Annotated in this window: 19 protein-coding genes; 14 read left to right on the top strand and 5 right to left on the bottom strand. The window is 74.8% G+C overall.

The window, feature by feature from the left end; genetic code table 11:
• Positions 1-65 precede the first annotated feature (65 nt).
• From ACLE50_RS03970 to ACLE50_RS03945, 6 genes are all read left to right on the top strand, one after another.
• Positions 66-1040, top strand: a complete 975-nt coding sequence (locus tag ACLE50_RS03970; protein ID WP_410941954.1) for a TIGR04222 domain-containing membrane protein — start codon at positions 66-68, stop codon at positions 1038-1040.
• A gap of 164 nt (positions 1041-1204) precedes the next feature.
• Positions 1205-2074, top strand: a complete 870-nt coding sequence (locus ACLE50_RS03965) for a DUF692 domain-containing protein (RefSeq protein WP_410941953.1) — start codon at positions 1205-1207, stop codon at positions 2072-2074.
• The gene (locus tag ACLE50_RS03960; protein ID WP_410941952.1) at positions 2071-2496 is read left to right on the top strand and encodes a hypothetical protein; all 426 of its coding nucleotides are present in this window, start codon (positions 2071-2073) and stop codon (positions 2494-2496) included. The genes ACLE50_RS03965 and ACLE50_RS03960 overlap by 4 nt, the downstream gene beginning before the upstream one ends.
• A 144-nt stretch (positions 2497-2640) precedes the next feature.
• Positions 2641-4419 carry an acetyl/propionyl/methylcrotonyl-CoA carboxylase subunit alpha gene (locus ACLE50_RS03955; protein ID WP_410941951.1) on the top strand — a complete coding sequence of 593 codons (1779 nt, stop codon included), beginning with the start codon at positions 2641-2643 and terminating at the stop codon, positions 4417-4419.
• Between the two features lie 348 nt (positions 4420-4767).
• A complete protein-coding gene (locus ACLE50_RS03950) occupies positions 4768-5280 on the top strand; it encodes a hypothetical protein (RefSeq protein ID WP_410941950.1) in 513 nt (170 codons plus the stop codon).
• Between the two features lie 226 nt (positions 5281-5506).
• Positions 5507-6148, top strand: a complete 642-nt coding sequence (locus ACLE50_RS03945; protein ID WP_410941949.1) for an ESX secretion-associated protein EspG — start codon at positions 5507-5509, stop codon at positions 6146-6148.
• On the opposite strand, the gene ACLE50_RS03940 is transcribed toward ACLE50_RS03945, so the two are convergent.
• On the bottom strand, positions 6102-7505 hold the full coding sequence (locus ACLE50_RS03940) for an NAD(P)H-quinone dehydrogenase (protein ID WP_410941948.1): 1404 nt from the start codon (positions 7503-7505) through the stop codon (positions 6102-6104). The genes ACLE50_RS03945 and ACLE50_RS03940 overlap by 47 nt on opposite strands.
• Before the next feature lie 144 nt (positions 7506-7649).
• Between ACLE50_RS03940 and ACLE50_RS03935 the strand changes: the two genes are divergently transcribed.
• The gene (locus tag ACLE50_RS03935; RefSeq protein WP_410941947.1) at positions 7650-8108 is read left to right on the top strand and encodes a gamma-glutamylcyclotransferase; all 459 of its coding nucleotides are present in this window, start codon (positions 7650-7652) and stop codon (positions 8106-8108) included.
• Between the two features lie 84 nt (positions 8109-8192).
• Here ACLE50_RS03935 and ACLE50_RS03930 read toward each other — a convergent pair whose 3' ends face one another.
• On the bottom strand, positions 8193-9440 hold the full coding sequence (locus tag ACLE50_RS03930; RefSeq protein ID WP_410941946.1) for an amidohydrolase: 1248 nt from the start codon (positions 9438-9440) through the stop codon (positions 8193-8195).
• 421 nt (positions 9441-9861) lie between these two features.
• Here ACLE50_RS03930 and ACLE50_RS03925 point away from each other — a divergent pair, with 421 nt between their 5' ends.
• From ACLE50_RS03925 to ACLE50_RS03910, 4 genes are read left to right on the top strand one after another with little or no spacing between them, the layout of a single operon-like run.
• Entirely contained in the window at positions 9862-11568 is a 1707-nt protein-coding gene (locus ACLE50_RS03925; protein ID WP_410941945.1) for a serine/threonine-protein kinase, read from the top strand.
• A 27-nt stretch (positions 11569-11595) separates the two neighbouring features.
• Complete coding sequence (locus ACLE50_RS03920) at positions 11596-12402, top strand: purine-nucleoside phosphorylase (RefSeq protein ID WP_410941944.1); 807 nt, start codon at positions 11596-11598, stop codon at positions 12400-12402.
• A complete protein-coding gene (locus tag ACLE50_RS03915; RefSeq protein ID WP_410941943.1) occupies positions 12402-14042 on the top strand; it encodes a phospho-sugar mutase in 1641 nt (546 codons plus the stop codon). The genes ACLE50_RS03920 and ACLE50_RS03915 overlap by 1 nt, the downstream gene beginning before the upstream one ends.
• The gene (locus tag ACLE50_RS03910; protein ID WP_410941942.1) at positions 14039-14497 is read left to right on the top strand and encodes a flavodoxin family protein; all 459 of its coding nucleotides are present in this window, start codon (positions 14039-14041) and stop codon (positions 14495-14497) included. The genes ACLE50_RS03915 and ACLE50_RS03910 overlap by 4 nt, the downstream gene beginning before the upstream one ends.
• Here ACLE50_RS03910 and ACLE50_RS03905 read toward each other — a convergent pair.
• Positions 14481-15284, bottom strand: a complete 804-nt coding sequence (locus ACLE50_RS03905) for a GDSL-type esterase/lipase family protein (protein ID WP_410941941.1) — start codon at positions 15282-15284, stop codon at positions 14481-14483. The two genes, ACLE50_RS03910 and ACLE50_RS03905, sit on opposite strands and share 17 nt — an antisense overlap.
• Positions 15285-15289: 5 nt before the next feature.
• Positions 15290-15913, bottom strand: a complete 624-nt coding sequence (upp, locus tag ACLE50_RS03900) for a uracil phosphoribosyltransferase (protein ID WP_410941940.1) — start codon at positions 15911-15913, stop codon at positions 15290-15292.
• Positions 15914-16351: 438 nt separating this feature from the next.
• Here upp and ACLE50_RS03895 point away from each other — a divergent pair, with 438 nt between their 5' ends.
• Together ACLE50_RS03895 and ACLE50_RS03890 are read left to right on the top strand one after the other, a co-directional pair.
• A complete protein-coding gene (locus tag ACLE50_RS03895) occupies positions 16352-16588 on the top strand; it encodes a hypothetical protein (protein ID WP_410941939.1) in 237 nt (78 codons plus the stop codon).
• A 39-nt stretch (positions 16589-16627) separates the two neighbouring features.
• Positions 16628-17923 (top strand): primosomal protein, encoded by a 1296-nt coding sequence (locus tag ACLE50_RS03890; protein WP_410941938.1) that lies wholly within the window; start codon positions 16628-16630, stop codon positions 17921-17923.
• On the opposite strand, the gene ACLE50_RS03885 is transcribed toward ACLE50_RS03890, so the two are convergent.
• The gene (locus ACLE50_RS03885) at positions 17920-19077 is read right to left on the bottom strand and encodes an adenosine deaminase (protein WP_410941937.1); all 1158 of its coding nucleotides are present in this window, start codon (positions 19075-19077) and stop codon (positions 17920-17922) included. The two genes, ACLE50_RS03890 and ACLE50_RS03885, sit on opposite strands and share 4 nt — an antisense overlap.
• Before the next feature lie 80 nt (positions 19078-19157).
• Here ACLE50_RS03885 and ACLE50_RS03880 point away from each other — a divergent pair, with 80 nt between their 5' ends.
• Positions 19158-20276: a PA containing protein gene (locus ACLE50_RS03880; protein WP_410941936.1), complete on the top strand. Its 1119-nt coding sequence runs from the start codon at positions 19158-19160 to the stop codon at positions 20274-20276.
• The last annotated feature ends 191 nt before the right edge of the window (positions 20277-20467 follow it).

Here is a 20467-nt window from a genome sequence, read left to right as displayed (position 1 = left end):
GCAGGCCTTGCGCGGCGGCAGACTGCTTCGAACGACGGAGTTCCGAGCAGCTGGGGGTGACGGCAATGGGCACGACTCTCACCACGGACACCTGGGGCATCCCGGGGCCGACGTTCCTCGTGATCTACCTGATCCTCGCCGTGGCGGCGATCGCGACCGCGGTCGCGGTGCGCCGCAGGATCGTGGCCGTCGACGGCCGGGCACGGTGGGGCCTGAACCGGCGACCGGAGGAGGTCGCCTACCTCAACGGCGGCCCGCAGCTGGCCGTCTACGCGGCGCTGTCGGCGATGCACGTCGACGGCACGATCGTCACCTCGGACCGCACCACCGGCCAGGTCCGCGCCGGTGCGGCCCCCGGCCGCGACGCCACGGCACTGCAGCGCGCGATCCACACCGCCGCGCACCGGCTGACGCCGAGCCGGACGTTGCGCACCCACGAGCCGGTGACGACCGAGCTGGAGTCGATCGCGTCAGCCCTGGAGTCCTCGGGCCTGCTGCTGACCCCGGCCGCCCGGGCCCGCTACCGCCGGACCGCGCTGCTGCCCGGCGCCGTCGCGCTCCTGGGCGCGCTACGGCTGGCGGCCGGCTTCGCCACCGGCCACGCGGTCGGCTTCCTGGTCGTCCTGACCGTCCTCGTCACGGTGGCCGCGGTGGTCATGGCGGGCAAGGTCCCGCACCGCACGCGGGCCGGGGACACCGCGCTCGACGGCATCCGGGACCGGCACCGCTCGCTGGCCCCGCACATGCGACCCGAGTGGGGCTCGGTCGGGGCCGGGGCCGCCGCGCTCAGCGTCGGCGCGTTCGGCGTGAGCGCGATGGTCGCCGCCGAGCCGGCGTTCGCCGAGGAGCTCGCGGCGCAGAAGGCGTCGGCCCTGGGGGCCGCAGGCGGCAGCGGTGGCGCCGGCGGCGGCTCGGACGGCGGGTCGTCCGGTGACGGCGGCGGGTTCTTCGGCTCCTTCGGCGGTGGCTCCTTCGGCGGCTCCAGCTGCGGCGGTGGGGGCGGCGGCTGCGGCGGCGGCGGTGGCGGCTGCGGCGGCTGATCCGAGTACTTCCGTTCCCGCGGCTCCGCCTGTGGGGGGTGTGGAGCCGCGGGAACGGCGCGGGGGAACAGCACTGCAGGAGAACAGCCCCGCGAGCGAACAGCACTGCGGGAGAACAGCAGAGAACAGCACTGCCGTACTCGCACGAGACCAGGGAGGCGAGCGTGCTGCACGGGACCGGCGCCGGATGGCGCCCCGAGATCGCGGCCGTCCTCGACGACCTCCCCGGGCTGGGGTTCCGGGAGGTCATCGCGGAGGGCATCCGGCCCGACGCGCCCCCGGCGCCGCTCGTCGGCGGGGGTGACAGTGGTGGCGGCAGTGGCGGTGACAGGGGCGGGGACGTCGTCGTGCACGGGGTGCGGCTCTCGCTCGGCGACCCGCACGGCGTCGAGCCGGAGCGGATCGCCCATCTGGCCGCGTGCGCCGCGGCGCTGGGCGCGCCGCTGGTGAGCGAGCACGTCGCGTTCGTCCGGGCCGGTGGGATCGAGGCCGGGCACCTGCTGCCGCTGCCACGGTCCCGGGAGGCGCTGGACGTGCTGTCGCGCAACGTCTCCCGCACCCGCGCCGAGCTCGACGTCCCGCTCGCGCTGGAGCCGATCGCGACGTTCCTGGACTGGCCCGACGACGAGTTCTCCGAGCCGGAGTTCCTGCTGCGGTTGCACGAGCGGACCGGTGCGCCGCTGCTGCTCGACGTCGCGAACCTGCGGGCCAACGCTCTGAACCGGGGCGGCGACCCGCGCGCCGTGCTCGACGAGCTGCTGGGCCGGCTGCCCGCGGAGGCGATCGCCTACTGCCACGTCGCCGGCGGCGCCGAGCACGACGGCCTGCTGCACGACACGCACACCGCGCCCGTCCCGGACGCGGTGCTGGCGCTGCTCACCGAGGTCGTCGCACGGCTGCCCGCGCCACCGCCGGTGATGCTCGAACGCGACGGCCGCTACCCGCCCGCCGCCGAGACCCACGCGGAGCTGGACGCGATCGCCGCCGCGGCCGGGCACCCGCCGGTCACCGCCGCCGCGGAGCCGGTCCGATGAGCTCCGGCCTAGCGGCGCGGCAGGCCGCGCTGGTCGCCGCGCTCGTCGCGGGCGGCCCGGAGCCGTCCGGGTTCGACGCGCGGATGCTGGCCGTGACCCGGGTGGCGTTGCTGCGCAAGCGCTCCGGTCAGGTGGCGTCGGCGTGGCCGCTGCTCGCGCACGGGTTCGGCGACCGCTGGGCGGCGGTGTTCGCGGCCCGGTTCGACGGCGTCGCGCCCTACGGCGCCGAACGCGAGGGCTGGGACCTCGCCCGCGAGCTGGCGGCCCGCGGCGAGCTCGGCGCCGGCGCGGCCCGGGAGCTGGCGGAGCGGGAGACGTTCTGGCGCTACGACGGGCGGTCCGCCCCGCGCCGCCGGTCGGCCCCGGCCCGGCTACTCCGCCGCCTGACGGGTGGCGGCGGTCACTCCCGACCGGGTCTCTGAACCGATCATGGGCCCGTATCCGGGTCGCCGGCGTTGTGAGCGCCACAATCCCCGGCTCCGTGAGAGTCAGTCCTGACTCCTACACTCGCGAGTAACCCTGCGCCGGAGCATCGGGCCGGCGCTCGCGACCGGAGGAGTTCCACCGTGCCCGCACTGCGCAAAGTGCTCGTCGCCAACCGGGGAGAGATCGCCGTCCGCGTGATCCGAGCCGCGAAGGACGCGGGGCTCACCAGCGTCGCCGTCTACGCCGAGCCGGACCGGGACGCGATGTTCGTCCGGCTCGCCGACGAGGCCTTCGCGCTCGGTGGGGCCACCGCCGCGGAGTCGTACCTGGACATCGACAAGATCGTCGATGCGGCGAAGCGGTCCGGGGCGGACGGGATCCACCCCGGCTACGGCTTCCTGTCGGAGAACGCCGACTTCGCCCAGGCCGTGATCGACGCCGGCATCACCTGGATCGGCCCGTCGCCGCAGTCCATCCGCGACCTCGGCGACAAGGTCACCGCGCGGCACATCGCCACCCGCGCCGGCGCCCCGCTGGTCCCGGGCACCAAGGACCCGGTCTCCGGCTCCGACGAGGTGCTGGCCTTCGCCGACGAGCACGGCCTGCCGGTCGCGATCAAGGCGGCGTTCGGCGGCGGCGGCCGCGGCATGAAGGTCGCCCGTGAGCGCTCCGAGGTCGCCGAGCTCTACGACTCCGCGGTCCGCGAGGCCACCGCGGCGTTCGGCCGCGGCGAGTGCTTCGTCGAGCGCTACCTCGACCGCCCGCGCCACGTCGAGACCCAGGTCCTGGCCGACCAGCACGGCAACGTCGTCGTCGTCGGGACGCGGGACTGCTCGCTGCAGCGCCGCTTCCAGAAGCTCGTCGAGGAGGCGCCCGCGCCGTTCCTGTCCGACGAGCAGCGCAAGACCCTGTACGACGCGTCGAAGGCGATCTGCAAGGAGGCCGGCTACTACGGCGCCGGCACCGTCGAGTTCCTCATCGGCGAGGACGGGATGATCACCTTCCTCGAGGTGAACACCCGGCTGCAGGTCGAGCACCCGGTTTCGGAGGAGACCACCGGCATCGACCTGGTCCGGCAGATGTTCCGGATCGCCGAGGGCCAGGAGCTCGACCTCGAGGACGACCCGGCCCCGCGCGGGCACGCGATCGAGTTCCGGATCAACGGTGAGGACGCGGGCCGCAACTTCCTGCCGGCGCCCGGTACCGCCGAGCGGATCTGGTACCCGGCAGGCCCCGGTGTCCGGGTGGACGCCGGTGTCGAGGACGGATCGGTGATCGGCGGGCAGTTCGACTCGCTGCTGGCGAAGCTGATCGTCTGGGGCGCCGACCGGCAGCAGGCCCTGCAGCGGGCCCGCCGCGCGCTGTCGGAGTTCCGCGTCGAGGGGATGGCGACCGTGCTGGACTTCCACCGGCTCGTCGTGGAGGACCCGGCCTACGCCGCGGACGACCTGGACGACTTCACCGTCCACACCCGCTGGATCGAGACCGAGTGGGACAACACGGTCCCGCCGTTCGAGGGCGGGGCCGGGGCCGACGACGAGTCCGGCGAGCGGCAGACCGTGGTCGTCGAGGTCGGTGGCCGGCGCCTGGAGGTCTCGCTGCCCGGTGACCTCGCCCTCGGCGGGGGCGGAGGTGCCGCGGCCGGTGGGCCGAAGGCCGGGCCGCGCAAGCGCACCGGCAAGGGTGGTGGCGCCAAGGTCTCCGGCGACGCCGTCACCGCGCCGATGCAGGGCACGATCATCAAGGTCGCGGTGTCCGACGGCGACACCGTCTCCGCCGGCGACCTGATCGTCGTGCTCGAGGCGATGAAGATGGAGAACCCGGTGACCGCGTCGAAGGACGGCACCGTGACCGGGCTCGACGCCGAGCAGGGCGCGTCGATCTCGCAGGGCACCGTGATCTGCGAGATCAAGGACTGAGTGCCCCGCTCCCGGCGGTGATCGACGCCGGGGTGGACCCTGCGCGGGCTGCGCTGCGACGGCCGGGTGGACGACCGCCCGGCCGTCGCCGCGTCCGGGTGGACGTCGTCGTGCTGGGCCGGTTGCGCACCGATCCACAGCCTGCCGGCGCAAGCATTGACGCCCGGCGGGCATCGACCTAGCGTTTTCCCTGCGCACGCCGTTCCCGGCGCCCGCACTCCGCTTCACGACAACTGAACAGAGCCCCTGCCCGCCACGCGGATCACCGCGCCGCGGATCCACTCGCCACGTGTGCCCTCCGGGCCGCGCCGCGAGCCGTCACAGCTCGACCGACGCACAGGATCCGTCATGCCGCCTTCGATTCACGTCACGACTCACATCCACACGGACGGCCCGATCCCCGGGCCGCACTCCCTGCTGACCCTGGCCTCCGCCGCGTACCACGCGGACGGGACCCCGGCCGGCACCTTCACCGCCAACCTGCGCGAGCTCCCCGGTGCCACGCTGCACCCCACGGCACTCGCGGACTGGCGGAACCGGGCGGACGAGTGGCTCGGCACCCGCCGGGCCGCACGGCCGCCGGGCGACGTGGTGCAGGCCTACGTCACCTGGCTCTCCGGGCTCGACGGGCAGCCCCTGCTCGTCACGGACCCGGAGGAACCGGACCACCTGTTCTGCTACTGGTACCTCCAGCGCTTCGCGGGACGCTGGCCGTTCGCGGGGATCGCCCCGCGGAGCATGGGCGACGACCGGATGTGGTCGCCGCCCGCGTGCCCGCTCGTCGGCTGCCGCACCGCGGTGGCCGTGCGCAGCGTCCCGGCCCCGAGGAGCGCAGGCGCCGTCCCGGCACTCGCCGGATAACCGGCGCGGGGCACACGACACGGACACCCCCGTTCCGCACCGGACCCCGGTGCGGGGCGGGGGTGCTCCCGTGTCCGGGGTGTTGTGCCCGGGGCGTTCCCGTGTCCGGGTCTTGCCGTGTCCGGGTGTTCGCGATCGCGACCCGCTCCCCCGGTTCCGCCGCGGTACCCGGGCGCCGCGGCGCAGGCTGCGCCGGTCCGTCCCGCCCGAGACCCGGGGGTGCACCGTGCCGGAACCCGGCCGCAGGCTGTCCGACGCCGAGTTCGACGCCGTCTGGGACCTGCTCGGTCTCGGCGCCCAGCCGGGCGTGCTGCGGCTGCGCACCCCGCCCCGTTCCCGCGACGACCGGCGGGGGATCACCGCACGCGGCCTCGCCGGGCTGCGCGGGCGCGGGCTGGCCGGACCGTCCGGCCCCGACCCGGGCCTGGTCCGGCTGCTCATGCTGCTGGCCTCACCGGCCCGGCTGCTCGAGGTGCGCGGGCACTTCGGGGCGCCGTGGCGGGCGCTGGCCGCCGAGCGCGGCGACGAGGCCGTGCTGGCCGTGCGGACCGGTGGCGCCGTCGTCGTCGGGCCGGCCGGGCCGCCGCCGCACGCGGTGGCTGCGGCACTGCCGTCGTGGACGGGTGAGCGGGGCTGCACGGCGCGGATCGGGGCCGTCGCGCACGACCGCTGGGGCAGCCCGCGGCACGCCCCCGGGCACGTCGACGTCGTCGACACCCCGGCGGGGCGCACGGTCACCGGCCCGGGCGGCGCCGGCGATCCCGGGGTGCTGCTCGCCGCGCTGCTGACCGCGGCGGGCGGCCCGCTCGGTCCAGGTCCGCTCAGTCCAGGTCGGAGTGCTGCATCAGCTGCCGTCCGGCCTCGGTGATCGAACCGGACAGCGACGGGTACACCGAGAACGTGTGGGCCAGGTCGTCGACACCGAGGCCGTTCTGCACGGCCATCGCGATCGGCAGGATCAGCTCGCTGGCCACCGGCGCGACGACGACGCCACCGATCACCACACCGGACGCGGGCCGGCAGAACAGCTTCACGAAGCCGCGCCGCAGCCCGCGCATCTTCGCCCGCGGGTTCGTCGACAGCGGCAGCATCACGGTGCGGGCCGGGACCTCGCCGGAGTCGATCGCGTTCTGGCTGATCCCGACGGTGGCGATCTCCGGGCGGGTGAACACGTTGGCCGCGACCGTCCGGAGCCGGATCGGGGCGACGCCCTCGCCGAGCGCGTGCCACATCGCGATCCGGCCCTGCATCGCCGCCACCGAGGCGAGCATGAGCACCCCGGTGCAGTCCCCGGCGGCGTAGACGCCCGGCTCGGAGGTGCGGGAGACCTTGTCGACCGGCACGAAACCGCCGCGGTCGGTCTCGATGCCGACCTCGTCGAGACCGAGGTCGGCGGTGTTCGGGATCGACCCGACGGTCATCAGGGCGTGCGAGCCGGTGACGACGCGGCCGTCGGACAGCGTGACCCGGACGCCGTCGCCGGTGTTCTCGACGGCGTCGGCGCGGGCGTGGGCGAGGATCTCGACGCCGCGCTCGGCGAAGACCTCCTCCAGCACGGCCGCGGCGTCGGCGTCCTCGTGCGGCAGGACCCGGTCGCGGCTGGAGACCAGGCTGACCCGGCAGCCCAGCTCGACGTAGGCGGAGCAGAACTCGGCACCGGTGACCCCGGAGCCGATGACGATCAGGTGCTCGGGCAGCTCGGTGAGGTCGTAGAGCTGGCGCCAGTCCAGGATCCGCTCGCCGTCCGGGCGCGCGCTCGGCAGCACCCGCGGCGTCGCACCGGTCGCGACCAGCACGACGTCGGCGGTGAGCTGCTCGACGGTGCCGTCGTCGTGGGTCGCGGTGATCTCGTGGGTGGCGCGCTGCGCGGCCGGACCTGCGAACCGGGCGCTGCCGCTGATGATCCGGACACCCTCGGCCTCGAGCCCGGCACGGATGTCGGCCGACTGGGCCTGGGCCAGCGCGGTGACCCGCTTGTTCACCGCGGGCAGGTCGACCGCGGAGGTGCCGCGGTCGAGGATGACGCCGAGGTCCTCGGCCCGGTGCAGGTCCACCCGCACGGCGGCGGAGGAGATGAAAGTCTTCGACGGCACGCAGTCGGAGACGACGCAGGAACCGCCCATCCCGTCCCGCTCGACGACGGTCACGTCGCTGCCGTGCTGGGCCGCGACGAGCGCGGCCTCGTATCCGGCGGGTCCGCCGCCCATGATCACGATGCGGGACATGGGTAGATCTCCCCTGGAGACGTCGGTGGTGGTGGCCGCCGGGGCTCATCCGCCGACAGCTCGACGTCCGTCACCGTACGCCCGTCCTATCGGACCGGCCGGGCGGGTCGGAATCGATGGAGTCGACCCATTACCCTCACTCCCGTGCCGCTGTATGCCGCCTACGGGTCGAACATGGACCCCGAGCAGATGAAGGAGCGCGCCCCGCACTCGCCGATGGCCGGGACCGGGTGGCTCCAGGGCTGGCGGCTGACGTTCGGCGGCGAGGACTACACCTGGGAGGGCGCGCTCTCCACCGTGGTGGAGGAGCCGGGCTCGCAGGTGTTCGTCGTGCTCTACGACGTCCCCGAGCAGGACGAGGCACAGCTCGACCGCTGGGAAGGCGGCGAGCTGGGGCTGCACAAGAAGCTGCGGCTGCGCGTCGCGACCCTCGACGGCAGCGCCCTGGTCTGGATCTACGTGCTCGACGCCTACGAGGGCGGCGAGCCGTCGGCGCGCTACCTGGGTGTGATCGCCGACGCGGCCGAGGCCGCCGGCGCCCCCGCCGACTACGTCAACGACCTGCGCAGCCGGCCGAGCAGGAAGTCCTTCCCCCGCGACTGAGCCGGTCCGCACGGACGGCTTCCGCACGGACACACCGACGGCGCGCCCCCACGCGGGGGCGCGCCGTCGGTCGTTGCGGGGGTGTCAGACCTTCGCGGCGGCCAGCGCGGACAGCGCCGACTCGACCAGCACGCGGGTGCCGAACGGCAGTGCCCGCTCGTCCAGGTCGAACGTCGGCTGGTGGATGTCGCGCTTCGGCCCGGTGCCGGGCCAGACGCCGAGCCGGGCCATCGCACCCGGGGCCTCCTCCAGGTACCAGGCGAAGTCCTCGCCGCCGGAGGACTGCTCGGTGGTCGCGTCGGCGTACTCCCCGCCGATCGCGACGGCGGACTCGCGCAGGATGCCGGTGGAGTCGGCGTCGTTGTCCACCGGCGGGACGCCGCGGACGTGGTCGAGCACGTAGCCGACGCCGGTCGGGGCCAGCACCGGGGCGACGATCGAGTGCAGCGTCTCCTCCAGCCCGGTCCACGTCGCGTGGTCGGCGGTGCGCAGCGTGCCGCGCAGGGTGCCGGACTGCGGGATCGCGTTCGCCGCGTCGCCTGCGTGCACCGCGCCCCAGGTCAGGACGGTGCCCGAGCGGGGGTCGACGTGCCGGGTCAGCAGCAGCGGCACCTGGGTGACCAGCAGGCCGAGTGCCTCGACGAGGTCGGCGGTGAGGTGCGGACGCGAGGTGTGCCCGCCCGGGGAGGTCAGCCGGATCTCGATCAGGTCGCAGGCCGAGGTGATCGGCCCGACCCGGGTACCGAGCCGCCCGACCTCCAGGCGCGGGTCGCAGTGCAGCGCGAACACCCGGTCCACGCCCTCGAGCACCCCGTCGGCGACGACGTCGAGCGCCCCGCCGGGCTGCACCTCCTCGGCGTGCTGGAACACCAGCCGCACCCGGCCGGGCAGCGACGGCGCGGAGTTCAGCGCCAGCGCCGCGCCGAGCAGCATCGCGGTGTGCGCGTCGTGCCCGCAGGCGTGCATGACGCCGGGGTGGACGGAGGCGAAGTCCACGCCGCTCTGCTCGTCCAGCGGCAGGGCGTCCATGTCCGCGCGCAGCGCCACCAGCGGCTCGCCGTGCCCGACGTCGCAGACGACTCCGGTGCCACCGGGGAGCACGCGCGGCTCCAGCCCGGCGCGCTGCAGCGTCTCGCGGACCCGCGCGGTCGTCAGGTGCTCGTTCCGGGCCAGCTCGGGCCGTGCGTGGATCGCGCGGCGCCAGCCGACGATCTCGCCCTTGTGGGCACGCATCCACGACTCCAGCCAGGCCGGACCCGTGCCTGCTCCGAGGTCGTCGACGGGGTGGTCGACGATCTCCGGGAGCTCGGTGCGGGTCTCCAGCGCAGTCACCTTCGTCCTCCTTCTGGCGGGGGCGTCGGGATCCGGAACCCTGGGCAGGCACCGGACATCTGTCGCCCCCGACATCACTCATGGTCCTCACCCGTCCGGCGGTGTTCCAGTCGAAATCGGTCGTTCACGGCTTCGCGCGGCGAGGGGTCGGCGACGTGCTGCCAGCGGGTTCACCGTTTGTGATGAACGGACGCAGCCGACCGTTCGTGGTGTCGGCGAACGGCCGTTTGCGCCGTTCACCGGCGTTACGCACGTTCGCCGGACCGGGGTCGCCGCCCGGTCCGGACCGTCCCGGGACATCCGGGCATCCGTCCTGCGGCACATGCCGTCCGGCGTGGCCGCGCCCGTCCGGCCGCCTCCCGGGAGCCACACGGGTGGTGGCGGGGGGACTCCGCCCGCGCACGGTGGAACAATCATCTCCGTGCCCGACCCCTCCGCTCCCGACCCCGGGGACGACGACGCCCCGCGCCGCCGGTTCGCGGGCCGGTACACCGTCCACGGCCCGCTCGGCAGCGGCGCCATGGGCACGGTCTGGGCCTGCTTCGACGACATCCTGCAGCGCCGGGTGGCGCTCAAGGAGCTGAAGTTCCCCGAGGGCATTCCGGCCGGCGAGGAACTGGAGATGCGGGAGCGCATCATGCGCGAGGCCCGGGCGCTGGCCGGGCTGTCGCACCCGAACGTCGTCACGGTGTTCGACGTCCTCGACATCGAGACCGACCCGCTCGTGGTCATGGAGCTCGTCCCGTCGAAGAACCTCGCCTCGGCGACCTCGGAGCTGGGCCGGCTCGACCGGTCCCAGGCCGCCGTCGTGGGGTACGGGACGGCGGCCGCGCTGCGTGCGGCACACAAGGCGGGCATCACCCACCGCGACGTGAAGCCCGGCAACGTCCTGATCTCCGACGACGGCCGGATCAAGCTCACCGACTTCGGCATCGCCCGCAACGAGTCCGACGCCCCGATGACCTCGGCCGGGCTCGTCCTGGGCTCACCGGCCTACATCGCGCCGGAGGTGGCCGCGGGCCGCCCGGTCACCCCGGCCGCGGACCTGTGGGGGCTCGGCGCGACGCTGTTCGCCGCCGTCGAGGGCCGCCCGCCCTACGACGTCGACGGCGACCCGGTGAAGACGATCACCGAGGTCGTCGACGGGGACGTGCCGCGGCTGTCCGAACCGGGCCCGCTCGCCGACGTCGTGCACGGGCTGATGGTCAAGGAGCCCGGCGACCGGATGCCGCTCGACGAGGTGCGGGCCCGGCTGCGCCCGCTGCTCGACGACCCGGACGACCCGATCTTTCCCGGCTCCCCGGACGTCCCGACGATCATGGCGCGGCTTCCGCGCAGCGCCACGAGCCCCGGTACGGCCGCCCGGACCACCCCGCCGACGACCCCGCCGACCGCCCCACCGGCCCCGGCCGTGTCACCGCGCCCGGCCCCGGCCCCGCCGCCCGCGGCGGCCTCGCAGGGCTCCGTCCCCGTGGTCCCGGGACCGCTGCAGTCCCCGACCGGGCCGCCGCCACAGCCGGTCCCGCGCCAGGCCGCCTCGGCGCGCCGCACCCGGCCGGTCGGGGTGCTCGGCGCGATCCCGCTGGTCCTGGGGGGCGCGGTGCTGGTGCTGGGCGGCGCGCTCGGCGGCTACACCGGCGTGCGGGCGCTGGCCGGGCAGGAGCCGATGAGCACGATCTCGGTGGCCACCGACCGCACCCCGCGCAGCGTGCATCCGGACCCGCTGGGGTTCACGGTGCTGTTCCCGGAGAACTGGTCGCAGTACCGCGCCACCAACGACGACGGGTCCGCCGTCGTCCGGTTCGTCAGCCCGGACGGCCGTCAGGAGCTGATGGTGCAGGGGGCGGCGTCGGCGAAGGCCGTGCTGGACTCGCTGAACCCGCGCGCTCTCGGCGTCGACACCGTCGACTCGGTCACGCCGCGGCAGGCCGCGCGGGGCATCACCGCGGTCCGGATGAGCACCACCGACGACGGCCGCAGGCGGATCAGCCTGCTGCGGATCATCCCCCGCAGCAGCGGGAACGGCGTCTGGGTGCTGCAGCTGACCTCGCCGGCCGGACTCGCCGAGCACGCCACCTCGCAGCTGTTCGACACGATCGCGGACGGCTTCCGGACCAGCGGCGCCTGACCGGGGGGCCTCGTTAGGGTGCCGACCATGAGCGACGCACCGCCCGCCACCGAGTCCCTCGCCCGTTCCGCCGCCGACGAGCTGACCCGCCGGACCGGCGTGGACGCCTACGACGTCGCGGTCGTACTCGGGTCGGGCTGGCGCCCGGCCGCCGACGAGCTCGGCACCGCCGACGCCGAGGTCCCGATGGCGGAGCTGCCCGGTTTCGTCGCGCCGTCGGCGTTCGGGCACGGCGGCACGATCCGCTCGCTGACCGTCGGCGACCGCCGGGTGCTGGTGCTGCTGGGCCGCACCCACCTCTACGAGGGGCACGGCGTCGACCCGGTCGTGCACGGTGTCCGGACCGCGGCCGCGGCCGGGGCCCGCGCGGTGGTGCTCACCAACGCCGCGGGCGGGATCACCGAGGGCCTCGCCGTCGGGCAGCCGGTGCTGATCGCCGACCACCTCAACCTGCTGGCCCTGTCCCCGCTGACCGGGGCCGACTTCGTCGACCTCACCGACGCCTACTCCTCGCGGCTGCGCGAGGCCGCCCGCGACCTGGACCCGAGCCTGGCCGAGGGCGTCTACGCGGGGCTGCCCGGCCCGCACTTCGAGACGCCCGCCGAGATCCGCATGCTGCGCACCCTGGGCGCGGACCTCGTGGGCATGTCGACGGTGCTGGAGACGATCGCCGCCCGCGCCGCGGGCCTGGAGGTGTGCGGGATCTCGCTGGTCACGAACCTGGCCGCGGGGCTGTCCGGGCAGCCGCTGAACCACCAGGAGGTCCTCGACGCCGGGCAGGCGGCCGCGTCCCGGATGGGTGTGCTGCTGCGCGACCTCGTCGCCCGCGTCTGATGGCGCTCGCGCCCGCCCTGCGCGACGCGGCGCTGCGCTGGATCGCCGACGATCCCGATCCGGCCACCCGCTCCGAGCTGCAGCAGGTGCTCGCCGCCGCGATGGCAGGCGGCGCCACCGGCTCCGCGGCCGAGGCCGCCGCCGACGCCACGGCCGAGCTCGCCGACCGGATGTCCGGGCCGCTGCGGTTCGGTACCGCGGGGCTGCGCGGGCCGGTGCGCGCGGGACCCGCCGGGATGAACGTGGCGGTGGTGACCAGGGCGACCGCGGGGCTCGCGGCGTGGCTGGCCGCCGAGGGGATCTCCGGCACCGTGGTCGTCGGGCGGGACGCGCGGCACGGCTCGGCGGAGTTCGCCGCCGCGGCGGCGCGGGTGCTGACCGGCGCCGGGTTCACCGTCGCCCTGCTCGACGGTCCCGTCCCCACCCCGCTGGTCGCGTTCGCCGTCCGGGAGCTGGGCGCGGTCGCCGGGGTGACGGTGACGGCGTCGCACAACCCGCCCGCGGACAACGGCTACAAGGTCTACCTCGGCGACGGCGCGCAGATCGTCCCGCCCGCCGACGCACGGATCGAGGCGGCGATCGCCGCCGCCCCGGCCGCGGTGTCGGTTCCGCTGGGCCCCGAGCCCGCGCCGGCCGAGGTCACCGGGGCCTACCTGGACCGGGTGGCGACGCTGCCCCGCTCCCCCGGCGGGCCTGCGCCCCGGGTGGCGCTGACCCCGATGCACGGCGTCGGCGGGGCCCTGGTGACCGCCGCCCTGGCCCGCACCGGGGTGGACGACGTGCACGTCGTCGCCGCGCAGGCCCGGCCGGATCCGGACTTCCCGACGGTCACGTTCCCGAACCCGGAGGAGCCCGGCGCCACCGACGCGCTGCTCGCACTGGCCGCCGAGCGCGGCGCGGACCTGGCGATCGCCCTGGACCCGGACGCCGACCGGTGCGCGATCGGCGTCCCGGACACCGGCGGGACGTGGCGGATGCTCTCCGGCGACGAGACCGGGGTGCTGCTCGGCGACCATCTGCTGCGCCGTCCGGCGCCCGGCGCCCCGGCGGAACCGCTGGTGGCGACGACCGTGGTGTCGTCGTCGATGCTCGCCGCGGTCGCGGCCGGGCGCGGCGCCCGCAGCGCCGAGACGCTCACCGGCTTCAAGTGGATCGTGCGCGCCGGGGAGGGCCTGGTCTACGGCTACGAGGAGGCCATCGGGATCTGCGCCGACCCGGACGGGGTCCGGGACAAGGACGGGATCTCCGCGGCCGTCGTCGCGGCGGACCTGGTGCGCGCCCTGGCCGCCGACGGCTCGTCGGTCCCGCAGCGGCTCGACGAGCTGGCCGCCGAGTTCGGTCTGCACGCCACCGCGGGTGTCTCGGTGCGGATGGAGCCCGCCGCCCGCGACGCCGCCGTCGTCCGGCTGCGCGACGCCCCGCCCGCGGGCTGGGAGACCGACCGGCCTGCCCCGGACGTGCTGCGGCTGCGCCGCGCCGGGGAGCGGGTGGTGATCCGCCCGTCGGGCACCGAGCCGAAGCTGAAGGCCTACCTCGAGGTCGTCGAGGCCCCCGGCCCCGACGTCGCCGCCGCCCGGTCCCGCGCGGCGGCGCGGCTCACCGCGCTGCGTACCGAGCTGGACGGGATCCTCGGGGCATGAGCACGCTGCTGGTCGTCCACCACACGCCGTCCCCCACGACGGCGGAGCTGCTGGCCGAGGTGCGCGCGGGTGCGGCCGACCCGGAGATCACCGGGGTGGACGTGGTCGCCCGGGCGGCGCTGGCCGCGACCGCGTCGGACCTGCTGGGCGCGGACGCGGTGCTGCTCGGCACCCCGGCGAACATCGGCTACATGTCCGGGGCGCTCAAGCACTTCCTCGACCAGGTCTACTACGTCTGCGCCGACGACACCCGCGGCCTGCCGTACGGGCTGTGGGTGCACGGCGGCTCGGACACCTCCGGGGCCACCCGCTCGGTGACGACGATCGCCGAGGCGCTCGGCTGGACGGCGGCGGCCGCACCGGTGGAGCTCACCGGTGCCCCGGACGCGGCGGCCCGGGAGGCCTGCCGGGAGCTGGGCGCGGTGCTGGCCGCGACCGTCATGCCGGAGGGCTGACCGGGCGCGGCGGCGCCGGTGCCGGGCGCCGCATCCAGCTCTCGATGTGCCCGGCCCACATCGCGGCGATCTTCCGGTACGCCGCGGGGCCGGCGTGCAGGCCGTCGGCGGTCCCCTTCGCTGCGAACAGGTGCGAGACGTCGACGTACTCCACGGACTCGCCGCGGGCCGAGTGCTGGATCGCCAGACGGGCCATCAGCTGCCCGAGCTTCGCCCGCTCGGCCCGCTTCTTCGGCATCGGCGCCCAGACCCCCGCCATGATCACGTGGGCGCGGGGTGCGGCGGCGAAGGTCGCGTCGAGCATGCGGTCGAGCGAGTGCGCCGTCGCCTGCGGGGAGCTGCCGTAGAGCAGGTCGTTGGTGCCGGCGTGCAGCAGCACGACGTCGGGCTGGGCGTCGGAGACCCACAGGCCGGTGTACGGGGCCATCCCGGCGGCGCTCCAGCCCGAGCGGCCCTCGTGGTCGCGGTCCGGCAGCGCGGCGGGCCCGGAGCTGCGCGAGCCGACGTAGTCCACGCGCACGCCGTCGGCGGTGAGGCGCTGCCACAGCGGCAGCCGGTAGCCCGCCGTCGCGGGGCTGCCCACCCCGACCGTCGACGACGCCCCCAGCGGCATCACCCGCAGCATCCCGGGCGCGCGGGCCGGGACCGTCGCGACCTCCGGGGTGTCGCCGGAGGGCACCACCCAGACGACCGCGGCGAGGCACGCCACGACGGCACCGGCGAGCAGCCGCCGGTGCGGGCGCCGCCGCGGCGGGCGGCGCAGGTGGTGTCTCCCGGTCCGGGTCACGGCGCTCAGCGCGGCCCGAACTGGCGGTCCCCGGCGTCGCCGAGGCCGGGGACGATGAACGCCGACTCGTTGAGCCGCTCGTCGATGCTGGCCGTCACCATCCGGACGGGCAGACCGGACCGCTCGAGCCGCTCGACGCCCTCCGGTGCGGACAGCGCGCACAGCACCGTCACGTCGTCGGCGCCGCGGCGGGCCAGCAGCTCGATGGTGTGCACCATCGAGCCGCCGGTCGCGAGCATCGGGTCCAGCACGAACACCGGCCGCCCGACCAGCGAGTCCGGCAGCGACTCCATGTAGGGCACCGGCTCGTGGGTCCGTTCGTCGCGCGCCATCCCGACGAAGCCCATCTGGGCCTCCGGGATGAGGTTCAGCGCGGCCTCGGCCATGCCCAGGCCGGCGCGCAGCACCGGGACCAGCACCGGCGGCGTCGCGAGGCGGTGGCCGCGGGTGCGCGACACCGGGGTGTGGATGGTGTCCTCGGTCAGCGGTGCCGACCGGGTCGCCTCGTAGACCAGCATGAGAGTGAGCTCGCGCAGGGCGGCCCGGAAGTTAGCGTTGTCGGTGCGGGCGTCCCGCATGGTGCTCAGCCGGGCCCGCGCGAGCGGGTGGTCGACGACGATCGTGTCCACGACGCGACACCCTACGGCTGCACGGACGGGGTGCGGGCCCCTCGGCGGGGGACGTCACGCCGCCGGACCCTCCCGCCACGGCCGTGTCCGGCGCCGACACCGAAGCATGGCCCGTATCACCCAGCGTGAGAAGCGTGCGCCACCATCGGGTGAGCGCCCACCCCGTCGACGGAGCCCTCTCGTCCGGCCGGGCGAGCGCCGCAGGGCCCGTTCGGACCTTGCGTGACAGGAGATCCGGCATGGAGGGTCGGTGACGATGGGTAGACCTCGGAGCGGGCGAGGCTCCCCTCAACGGAGGAGTGGCGACGGCGAGTACCACGATCGGCACACGATGACGCCGATCTCGCGATTCACCTGACCCGAACGGGTGGTAACACCGCAACGGTGTCACATCGAGGCCCTCCACGACGCTGTACTACATGACAAGGAGGTGATCCGATGCCGGAGAACACGACTTCCGAGGAGCAGACGCTGATCGCTGCCGCGGAAAAGCTCACTCAGTGCGACGGATACGTCGTGCTGGCGGTCGACCCGCAGACCGGCGAGGTCGACGCGCACGGGCCGTTCGACGGGATAACCGCCACGATCAAGGCGGACCAGCTGCGGCGGGACTTCGACAAGGGCGGGCTGGAGGACGTCTCGATCGGGGTGGTCCGTCTGCACAGCCAGGCCTGACCCCGCGCTCCCCCGACGCTCCCCGATAGGGTCGGTGCCGTGGCAAGCGACATCGTGCCGATCCGGCTCGCCCTCACCCGGGGCGACGTGGTCACCCTCTGGGCTCCCCCGTGGCGAGAGGACGGCGAGGAGTGGGAGGCGTTCCTCGGCGACGACGACCACGTCTTCGTCTTCGACGAACCCGCGGCCCTGGCCGCGTTCGTCCGTACGGCGTCCGGGCACGACCTGACCGACCACCCCGCCTGGTCGGCCGTTCCGGACCTGTCGGTCGCCGAGCTCACCCCGGACGACGCGCACCGCTACGACGTCGTCGGCCTGCCCGAGGTGGCGGCCGACGATCCCGACACGTGGACCGTGCAGGACCTGCACGAGACCGTCTCGATCGTCCGGTCGCTGGCCGACGTGTGCGACCTCTCCGGCGTGATCGAGGTCCTCGACGGCGAGCCGGCGTTCGGCAGGCTCCGCGAGGGCCCCGAGGCCTTCACCGGCCGCGACGGCCGCAAGCGCTGGTCGTCGCTGTCGTCGACGATCGCGGCGAAGTGGGACGGCGTCGTCGACACCGTCGACGAGCTCGTCGACACCCCCGAGGTCGACGGGAAGGCCCTGGAGGCCGCCCGCGCCGAGCAGCAGGAGTGGGAGGCGTCGCAGGCCGCGGCCTTCGACGCGGCCGACGGAGCCGATGCCGATGCGGCGGACGGGGCCGATGACACCGGCCTCGGCGCCGCCGCCGTGTCCGCGGGCGCCGGCTCCGCCGAGCCCGACGAGCCGACCGGCTTCTGGGCGGACATGGGCATCGACCCGATCCGCATCACCACCGGCGGGCAGTCGGTGGTCTCGCTGCGCTGCTACCTCGACGACAAGCCGGTCTTCCTCGGCTCCGACGGGCGCATCGACGTCTTCGCCTCCGAGCGCGCCCTGGTGCGCGCGCTGGCCGACCCGGCACACGACGCGGTCAAGAAGACCGACCTGGCCGCCGCCGCGACCTTCACCGAGGTGCTGGAGCAGGCCCAGGTCGGCGAGCTCGAGGCGACCGTCGAGGACATGAACACCTACGACCTCACCGGGATCGGCGCCGACCTGGCCGAGGGCACACTCGACGCCCTCGACCCGGTGCAGCTGGACCTGGCCACCGAGCTGCTGCTCGACGCCGGCGAGTGGGCCGGGGACCCCGAGCCCGCCGATACCCTGGCCGAGTCGTCCAGCCTGGGGTGGCTGGTGTCGTTCGTCGTCCGGCCGGACCCGACGCGGATGGCGCCGAGCCCGCCGTTCGCGCAGGAGGCGGCGGCCTGGGGCGAGCTGGTGGCCGGGCTCGAGGCCCGGCTCCGGGCGCACTAGCCCCGTGCGCCCCCGCCGGCGCCGGTCAGCGCGGCGTAGCCGGGTTTGATCACGTCGTTGATCAGGGCGATGCGCTCGTCGAAACCGAGGAACGCGGACTTCATGGCGTTCACGGTGAACCACTCGAGGGTGTCCCAGCCGTAGCCGAAGGTCTCCGCGAGGTCGTACAGCTCGCTGGACAGGGTGCAGCCGGACATCAGCCGGTTGTCGGTGTTCACCGTGACCCGGAACCGCAGATCGGTGAGCAGCCCGATCGGGTGCTCGGCCAGCGACGGTGCCGCCCCGGTGTGCACGTTGGAGGTCGGGCACATCTCCAGCGGCACCCGGCTGTCGCGCACGTAGGCGGCGAGCCGCCCGAGCTGCGGGTCGCCGTCCTCGGGCACGGTGATGTCGTCGACGATCCGGACGCCGTGCCCGAGCCGGTCGGCACCGCACCACTGGATCGCCTCCCAGATCGACGGCAGCCCGAACGCCTCACCGGCGTGGATCGTGACGTGCGCGTTCTGCTGGCGGACGTACTCGAACGCGTCGAGGTGGCGGGTGGGCGGGAAGCCCTTCTCCGCGCCGGCGATGTCGAACCCGACGACGCCGACCGCGGGCGCACCGGTGGGCCGCGGGTCGACCGGGGCCCGGTGCCGCACCGCCAGCTCGGCGATCTCCCGCGAGCGCGCGGCGTGCCGCATCGCCGTGAGCAGGGTGCCGATCCGGATCACCTGCCCGCGCGCGGCGGCCCGCTCGGCGCCGAGCCGGAACCCCTCCTGCACGGCCTCGACGACGGCGTCGACCTCCAGTCCCTGCTCGACGTGCAGCTCGGGCGCGAAGCGCACCTCGGCGTAGACGACGCCGTCGGCGGCCAGGTCCTCCGCGGCCTCGGCGGCGACCCGGGTCAGCGCGCCTGCGGTCTGCAGCACCGCGACGGTGTGCCCGAAGGTCTCCAGGTAGCGCTCCAGCGAGCCCGAGTGCGCGGCCCCGAGGAACCAGGCCGCGAGCTCGTCGGGATCGGTGGTGGGCAACCGGTCGTAGCCGTGCTCGCGGGCCAGGTCGATCACCGTCGCGACCCGCAGACCACCGTCGAGGTGATCATGGAGCAGGACCTTCGGCGCGCGGCGGACGTTCTCGAGCGAGATCGGTACGGGCGTCTCACAATCGGACACGCCCGCACCGTACTACCCGTTCGGGTGGTCGCTACGCTCTGCGGGCTCCCCCTACGGCTCAGAGGAACAGTGACAGTGCCATGAGCGACAACTCGAACGGCTCGTTCGACCGGATGCGCGGCATGCTCATGCGCGCCGCGGAGATCCGCGACAGCGAGCAGCAGCAGATCTTCGACTCCCTCGACGAGATCCACGCGCGCCTGGCGGCCCTGGACGCCATCGGAACCGTCCGCAAGAAGCTGACCGACCTCCCCGACCGGTCCGAGCTGAACGCGCTGGCCGAGCGGATCGACGAGACCGCGACGAAGCTCGACAACCAGGAGGTCATGCTCGGCGCGATCACCCGCGCGATCGAGTCCCTCCCGGACAAGCTCGCGAAACCGATCGCCCAGCTCGACGGGCGGCTCGACGCCCTGACCGGCCGGATGGAGGGCGTCTCCGGCCGGATGGACGGGCTCGACGACCGCCTCGGCGGCCTGCACAAGCGCCTCGACGACGTCGACAACCGCTTCGACCGGCACGAGATGCGCCTCGACGCGCTGCCCAACACCGTCTCCGCCCCGATCAAGGAGCGGGTGGACGCGATCGAGAAGGGCGTCGCCGAGCGCGTCGACGGCGCGGTGCACGCGCTGGAGGAGACCGGCGAGGGTCTGCGCAACCTGCTCGGGGACACCTCGGTCGGGCTGCACCGCCGCCTCGAGGAGCTCGCCCAGCGCCCGGACGCGGTCGACCCCACCGCGGCGTTCGACGGCGTCACCGAGCGCCTGGACACCCTCGCCGGCCGGCTCGAGGAGATCGGAACCCGGCTGGAGGCCGTGGAGAACGGCGTCGGCGGCCGCTTCGAGGGCTTCGCCGACGCCGTCGAGGCGAAGCTGGACGCGATCACCACCGCCGTCGACGAGAAGCTCGGTGCGCTGGACACCACGGTGCAGAGCCGCCCGGACACCGACGCCGTCTCCGGGCTGATCGAGAAGTCGAACGCGGAGTCCGAGCGGCGCAACGCCAACCAGCTCGACGAGGCCATGGCGACCTTCGCGGAGCTGATCCTGGGCCGCAGCGGCCAGTACGCCCAGCAGCAGCCGCCGCCCCCGCCGCGGCCGGCCCAGCGGCGCAGCAGCCGCTCCAAGGCCGCGGTGAAGAGCCACAGCCAGAACGGTGCCTCCGCCGAGGACCTGGTGGGCGACGACCCCGACGAGTGAGCAGGACCCCGCACGCGCGGACGCCACGGTCCCCCGGCCACGGCGTCCGCGCGTTCCCGGGCCGCACCACGAACAGCGCTGATCACCAACGGCGCTGTCACCAACGGCGCTGATCACCGTTTCGGAGGGATTCCGGCCACCGATGGCCGCCTCGCCTCCGAAACCGTGATCACGTGCCGCCCGGGGCCGTG

The organism is Pseudonocardia phyllosphaerae, from assembly GCF_046546475.1.
Taxonomy (GTDB): Bacteria; Actinomycetota; Actinomycetes; order Mycobacteriales; family Pseudonocardiaceae; genus Pseudonocardia; species Pseudonocardia phyllosphaerae.
Note: the sequence above shows the minus strand (reverse complement) of the source record. Positions and strands in the feature narration are given on the sequence as shown.

Excerpts from the sequence above, each read along its gene's own strand:
- ACLE50_RS03950 (WP_410941950.1), top strand. The coding sequence starts at position 4,768 with ATGCCGCCTTCGATTCACGTCACGACTCACATCCACACGGACGGCCCG.
- ACLE50_RS03910 (WP_410941942.1), top strand. The coding sequence starts at position 14,039 with ATGAGCACGCTGCTGGTCGTCCACCACACGCCGTCCCCCACGACGGCG.
- ACLE50_RS03920 (WP_410941944.1), top strand. The coding sequence starts at position 11,596 with ATGAGCGACGCACCGCCCGCCACCGAGTCCCTCGCCCGTTCCGCCGCC.
- ACLE50_RS03960 (WP_410941952.1), top strand. The coding sequence starts at position 2,071 with ATGAGCTCCGGCCTAGCGGCGCGGCAGGCCGCGCTGGTCGCCGCGCTC.
- ACLE50_RS03915 (WP_410941943.1), top strand. The coding sequence starts at position 12,402 with ATGGCGCTCGCGCCCGCCCTGCGCGACGCGGCGCTGCGCTGGATCGCC.
- ACLE50_RS03895 (WP_410941939.1), top strand. The coding sequence starts at position 16,352 with ATGCCGGAGAACACGACTTCCGAGGAGCAGACGCTGATCGCTGCCGCG.
- ACLE50_RS03880 (WP_410941936.1), top strand. The coding sequence starts at position 19,158 with ATGAGCGACAACTCGAACGGCTCGTTCGACCGGATGCGCGGCATGCTC.
- ACLE50_RS03970 (WP_410941954.1), top strand. The coding sequence starts at position 66 with ATGGGCACGACTCTCACCACGGACACCTGGGGCATCCCGGGGCCGACG.
- ACLE50_RS03940 (WP_410941948.1), bottom strand. The coding sequence starts at position 7,505 with ATGTCCCGCATCGTGATCATGGGCGGCGGACCCGCCGGATACGAGGCC.